The sequence below is a fragment of the Streptococcus sp. HMSC071D03 genome, assembly GCF_001812125.1.
Taxonomy (GTDB): domain Bacteria; phylum Bacillota; class Bacilli; order Lactobacillales; family Streptococcaceae; genus Streptococcus; species Streptococcus pseudopneumoniae_N.
Genome location: NZ_KV807711.1, coordinates 1 through 3,576, shown reverse-complemented (window position 1 = coordinate 3,576; position 3,576 = coordinate 1). Strand labels below are relative to the sequence as shown.

Here is a 3,576-nt window from a genome sequence, read left to right as displayed (position 1 = left end):
ATAAGTTTATCAATCTCAGTTTTTCGAGTACTAGGATCTACTCTCAAATCTTTCAAAATGGAAATAGCTAGTTTCACTTCTTGAGGATTATTGGATTCCAGTGCAAGAAATGCAGACTGAATTTTATTAAGATCACCCAAGCGTTGATCTAATTTATCAAGCAAGTTATCTACTTCTTCTAGTTCCTCTTCAAAACGATTTAGCAATTCATCAAATTGCTGTCCTTCTGTCACTCCATGAGCGGATAGATAATTATATTCACGAACAAGCTGATCCAAAGTTGAGATTTTAGGATTTTTTCGGATAATCATTTCTCCATTATCATACGACAACTGGGAAGCGACTGTTTCTCCCTTCATGTAACGATTCTTATCAGCGTGTTCAGGATTAACAAAATAGTAAAAGTCATTTTTTCTGATAAAAATTTCATAAGAGCCATCTTCTGCTTTTTCAATCTGATGAGCTGGAATAAGAATTGTTCCCTTATTTCTAATCCCAAATTCCATTTCAAGATAGATCCCATTTTTTGTTTCTTCCATCACCTGCCATTCTTCAACTGTGATTCTCATTTCAAAATCATCTTCTCGTTCCGCAACCATTTTTTCATATTCAGATTTAATTTCATCGACAGAGAAAGTCACCTCGTTACCAACTACTCTTTCAGAAATTTTCTCCAACGAATAATTTCCTTTTTTTGACAAAGTGCGATCCCGAACATTTCTGGTTTGATCTTGGTCAGTCAGACGATACTTTATTTCCTTTCCTGAAGTATCAACAACAAGATCTAAAGCTTTGGCCTTAGATTTAAAATCTTCTAAGGAGCTTGAATGTTTTAAAAGGAAATCTAAACGAGATTTAATCTCATAGCGAAAAGAATTTTTTTTGCGATAGGCATGATAGGTTTTTCGATTAGTCCATAATTTCTCTTTGAGAATTTTAGCTCCAGCCAAATCCGCATACTTATCTGAAATATTCTCTAAACTTTTTTTCGTTCCTTTCTGCCAACGAAACTTTTTTAATGTAACAGAATTAGTAGAATTGAAAATGATGTGATTGTGAATGTGCCCCTTATCCATGTGAGTCGCTATGACAAATTCATGTTGTCCACCAGTTAATTCTAAAATCGTTTTTCGACCAATCTCATGAATTTCTTGTGGAGTCAAATCATCTTCAGGAGAAAATGATTGGATGATGTGATGAGCCAACACTCGATTCGGATTTTGAATATCCGATAGCTCTTTTGTCCCTGCTCGTTGAGCCGCATTCTTTTTGGTCAAAAGAAATTCTTCTGTCGCTGTGCTAGCGTCTGTAATTCCATAAGTAGATACCAGTTGATTGACTACTCGGCCATCTTTCACCACTGCTGGAAATTCCAGCTGTTCAGCTTGTTCTAAAAAACTCGTTTTAGATGGATTCTCGATATAGCGTAAAGCATTATTTAAACTTTTTGTATCAGTCAGCTCGACCGTCTTTGCTTCATCCTCAATATATTTTGTAGACCGTCCTAAAGAAGCTACTCCTTTTATCTGAAGAACCTTTGTTACAACCATCGCTCTTGTTCCTTTGTTTGATTTTCCTGTTTTTGGATAAATTGGCTGACTGTATCTTTCAAATGTTTCTGCAATTCAAGAATCTGACTCAATTCATTTAGGCTAGCCTGATTATCTTCGTTTACTTTTTTTGCGACCTGATTGATATTGACCCCTATACGATTTATTTCCTTACGTAACTCTTTCAACTCTTCAAATTTTAAAATATTGACTTCTCCCATAATCAACATAATTCGCGCAAAGGTATTAAAATTTGTCATTCCAGATTCTGCAACCTTTGTTGAAATGAACCGTGCCTCTTCTTCCGTTAAACGAATTTTTTTCTGAATCATTCGTTTTCGCTTTTCTCTATTTTTCAAAAAATCTTCACCTCTATTCTGGCAATTTTGCTTAAGGGGCTTAGAGCCCTTTTCTTCTGGCAAGCATAGCACTTGGGTACCCAAATGCTGTTTTTAAAAAGGTCAAAGATAGTCAGGGTATCATTCCTGACTATTCTTGACTTTTTAAATTTTTGGGGAAATCCCCAATCCCCTAATCCCTTCAAGCAGGAATTTATTTATTTCGAGGAGAAAAGTTTGATTAAACTTTTAAAGTTTCCAAGAGAAAATCCATCCCATCAATTAATTTCATTTTTAAGATTTCATCTCTAAGTGCCTCAAATCTTTCGTCACTCATTTCCTCGATTTCTTTAAGTGCAACAGGATACATTTCTACTTCTTCTAGCTCATAGTTTGTTTTAATTCGCATATCCCTACGAAGAATGTAGAGACATTCTTTACGTGAAATGTGCTGGTTAACTTCATTCACTTTTGGCGAATCTGTAGCCTCATCCTCAAAAAATATCTCCATCAAAATATCAAAAGTTTCTTGTCTTAGATTTTCAATCATCTTCTGTTTCTCCTTTTTTGTTTTTCTTTCGACGAGTTAATGCTTCCATTATTGAGGGCTGCTCAGGGACTTTTTTTCTTCCACCTGCTTTACAGCCTCCGCCTTTTGACTACTTAACTGCTCAGATTTTTCTTTTGCCTGTTGAAGTTTATCAGCAAACTTATCTTTCGTCACAGTTTTATTTTTCACCAGTTCTAACTTAGCATCCATCCGATCAATCAAACTTTTTGCTTCCTTTTGAACAATCTGCAGTTGTTCCACCATATCTTCAAAACCATTTTTATCCTTCGCCCAAATAGCTAAATATCCAAAACTATAACTACTCGTATCAAAACCAAAATGATTAGCTACGACATAAGCAACACTTTCAGCTTGTAATTCTTGCTTGCGGTATTGGTCATCTCCATATTGGGCATTAGTCCCTCTATGTAAATCTGAGTGAGCCATTTCATGAAAAATGGTTTTTAGAATCTGTTCTTGACCCTTTAATCCTTTTGAAATAACAATTCGATTTTCATCTGGAGAGTAATAACCATTTGTGCTCTCTCTGTTAATTTCTTCAAAACTGATCGAAACCTGATTATCCATTGAAACAGCTTTTGCTGCTCGGTACAAATCTTCATAATCTTTAACATCTCCAGTCAATTCATGAATTGCTTTTGGCAATTCTTTTCCTTCTGTTTGAGATACATCAAAGACATTTCCTAACTTGAATCGAGTAACGGTGATTTCCTTCTGTTCCATTTCATTTTCAGCTGGAGTAAAGTCTAACTCTTTTTGATGAACAGGGATGCTTGTTTTCACTTGGTAAGGAACCCAAATCTTCAGAGCTTTTGAACCCTTTTTAACTGTTCTGTCAAAATCTGTTTTCCATTTATTGAAACTAGCAACTTGGGAAACATTAGGATTTTGCATCTTCAGCAAATGAATATTGTTGAGTGAGTAGTTGTGAAACTTACTCATCGTATCCAAGAATGATTTAAACTGTTCGGAATCCAAGTAGTTCTTCATTCCTTCTTTCAAGTGTTCAGCTAAAGCTTTTGTATCTTTATCTGCGACTAATTGGGAAATGGTTTGTTCTGAACTTTTAGCAGCAATCATTTCGGTGATAATCGCTCCAGTTTCTGCTTCAGCATCT

At 35.3% G+C, this 3,576-nt stretch carries 4 protein-coding genes; all 4 read right to left on the bottom strand.

Annotation, left to right across the window (positions count from 1 at the left end; translation table 11 throughout):
* Positions 1-1,550: relaxase/mobilization nuclease domain-containing protein (locus HMPREF2837_RS02015; protein ID WP_075230575.1), on the bottom strand; the 1,550-nt coding region annotated here is incomplete at its 3' end.
* Complete coding sequence (locus HMPREF2837_RS02010) at positions 1,541-1,909, bottom strand: plasmid mobilization protein (protein WP_075230574.1); 369 nt, start codon at positions 1,907-1,909, stop codon at positions 1,541-1,543. The genes HMPREF2837_RS02010 and HMPREF2837_RS02015, both read right to left, overlap by 10 nt.
* Positions 1,910-2,129: 220 nt before the next feature.
* Complete coding sequence (locus tag HMPREF2837_RS02005; RefSeq protein WP_075230573.1) at positions 2,130-2,438, bottom strand: hypothetical protein; 309 nt, start codon at positions 2,436-2,438, stop codon at positions 2,130-2,132.
* Between the two features lie 48 nt (positions 2,439-2,486).
* On the bottom strand, positions 2,487-3,576 hold a 1,090-nt coding region (locus tag HMPREF2837_RS02000; protein ID WP_222565278.1), incomplete at its 5' end, for an ArdC-like ssDNA-binding domain-containing protein.